This window comes from Flexivirga sp. B27 (assembly GCF_052905685.1).
The window spans coordinates 1-2,220 of record NZ_JBPYUM010000012.1; the positions used below are offsets into that span (position 1 = coordinate 1).

The following is a 2,220-nucleotide window of genomic DNA, read 5'->3' on the forward strand; positions in this document are numbered from 1 at the left end:
CCTCGACGTCTACCTGCGGACCGACGCGCCCGGCCGACCTACACCGTCATCTGAGAAGACCCCTGAAACGTCTTCGACGACGACGGGACCGGCGAGGAGGAGGGCGCGGTGAGCTAAAGGAATGGAGCTTGCTCGGCTTCGACGCCGCCGCAAGCTCCGGTGAAACGGTCGGTACTGGTCGGTCGTCATCGGTCACCACCGGATGGCGGCGTCCCCCACGCTCGGCGTTTGCGCAGGTCAGCGGCTCGTTCGCCCAGTGGGTGCATCAAGCGATAGACGCAAAGCCGACGTGATTAGGTCGTCGGTTCGATTCCGACAGGCGGCTCCGGCGAACAGCCCCTGACCTGCGGAAACGCAGGGCAGGGGCGGTTCGGTTCTGATGGTCGCGCGATGCGCTGGCCTCACGGCTCTGCCCGACACCGACGTCGCTCTCCTCTGCGACGGACCCCTCGCCGGCTGAGCGCTCGCGGCCGACATCCTGTCCGTGTGCCGATAGGCCTCGCACCGCTCGGCAACGCAGCGTGGCGTTGCGTCGCGACCTGGCGACGGCTCGGCCGGGCGCGATCGTCTCGTGCGTTGGCGGACTACGGGAGCTTGGACGCGAGGACGTCGGCCGCCAGGATCTCGGGTGCTGCGCCGAGGAGGTGCTGGTTGGCCATCAGGGCTGCGACGATGGCGCCGTTGGCGTGGGCGTCGCGAGCGGCCTCGTCGGGGAATGCATCGAAGATCCAGAAGGTGTCGGCGTGGGTCCTGACCGCGAACCAGACAATCGTTCCTACTTCTTCGTTGGCGAGCGCGACAGCGCCGGCGAGCAGATCGGCGAGCGCGTCGTGCTGTCCATCGGCCGCGACGATCTTGGCGACGAAGGCATACGGAAGTGATGCGGGTGTGGACATGAGGGGTTCTCCTAGGTGTCGAGGTTTCTTGGTGAAGCGAGTTCAGCGTATGACGAGCAAGGGCATGTGAGAAGTGGCGTATACGGCAGTATTGCTATTGTTCGCGCCATGCGTATCGGACTGATCGCGATCGACGGCTGCTTCGGTTCGGCTGTCGCATCGGTCATCGACATCGTGCGGGTGGCCGACGGAGCCCGCGGCGATGTCGACCCGCGGATCGACCCGATCGAACTCGCCATCCTCGGACCGAAACGGAGAGTGACCACGACGGCATCGATGACCCTGTCGGTGGACCACCCGCTGTCGGAGTCCGCAGAGTTCGACGTGGTCGTCGTCCCTGCGCTTGGAACCCTCACGGCTGCCGCTACCAACGACGCCCTCCAGAGCCGAGATGCTCGTTCGGTCATCGCCTCGCTCGGGCGCCTCGACGACGCGACCACCCGGATCGCCGCGGCGTGCACCGGCGTGTTCGCTGTCGCCGAGACCGGACGGATGCATCATCGGCGGGCGACGACCAGCTGGTTCCTGGGGCCGGAGTTCCTGAAGCGCTATCCGACCGTCGCCCTCGATCTCGACACCATGGTCGTGGTCGACGGGAACCTCGTCACCGCCGGCGCCGCGTTCGCCCACATCGACCTCGCGCTCTCACTCGTGCGATCGATCAGCCCCGACCTGGCCCAACATGTCGCCAAGCTCCTCATCATCGACGAGCGTCCGTCGCAGGCGGCCTTCGTCGCCTACGAACATCTCCGGCACGAGGACCCGATCGTCGTCGAGTTCGAACGCTTCGTGCGCGCCCGCCTGGACGAACCGTTCAACGTCGCCTTCGTCGCGCAGTCGCTCGGCACCAGCCGGCGCACCCTCGAACGACGAGTCCGTGCGGCGCTCAACCTCACTCCGCTCGGCTTCGTCCAACGGCTTCGCATGGAACGAGCTCGGCACCTCTCAGCAACCACGGACCTCACCTCCGCCGAGATCGCGCTACGGGTCGGCTACGCGAACGCCGAGACTCTGCGCTCCCTCCTGCGTAGGGAGCGACGCCGTTCCTGACCTATCGCCATGCCTGTAGCCGGTGTCCTAGTGCTCGACTGGAACCACCTCTCAGCACGTCGCGTCGACGCTCCTGCGTCGCCCCTGGACGACCCACTCGACACGCCCGCAGCACAGGCCATGTGACGTGTCCCGGCTTCCCGGACGGTCGGGGTTGGGTGGCTGTGATGTCGCTGCGTTCTCGTCGAGGGGGTCAGCAGACTCGATCAGGGTCGATTGGGATGAGACCGCGAAGGCGGTCAGGTCAGGGCGGCCGAAGCCGGCCGGCGGGGTA

General features: G+C 66.8%; 2 protein-coding genes. One reads left to right on the plus strand and one right to left on the minus strand.

What is annotated here, in order from left to right; translation table 11 throughout:
• Positions 1–584: 584 nt before the first annotated feature.
• Complete coding sequence (locus ACSZL9_RS19045) at positions 585–896, minus strand: putative quinol monooxygenase (protein ID WP_003941073.1); 312 nt, start codon at positions 894–896, stop codon at positions 585–587.
• 108 nt (positions 897–1,004) lie between these two features.
• On the opposite strand from ACSZL9_RS19045, the gene ACSZL9_RS19050 reads away from it, so the two are divergent.
• Positions 1,005–1,946, plus strand: a complete 942-nt coding sequence (locus ACSZL9_RS19050; RefSeq protein ID WP_446667104.1) for a GlxA family transcriptional regulator — start codon at positions 1,005–1,007, stop codon at positions 1,944–1,946.
• Positions 1,947–2,220 lie beyond the last annotated feature (274 nt).

Excerpts from the sequence above, each read along its gene's own strand:
- ACSZL9_RS19045 (WP_003941073.1), bottom strand. The coding sequence starts at position 896 with ATGTCCACACCCGCATCACTTCCGTATGCCTTCGTCGCCAAGATCGTC.
- ACSZL9_RS19050 (WP_446667104.1), top strand. The coding sequence starts at position 1,005 with ATGCGTATCGGACTGATCGCGATCGACGGCTGCTTCGGTTCGGCTGTC.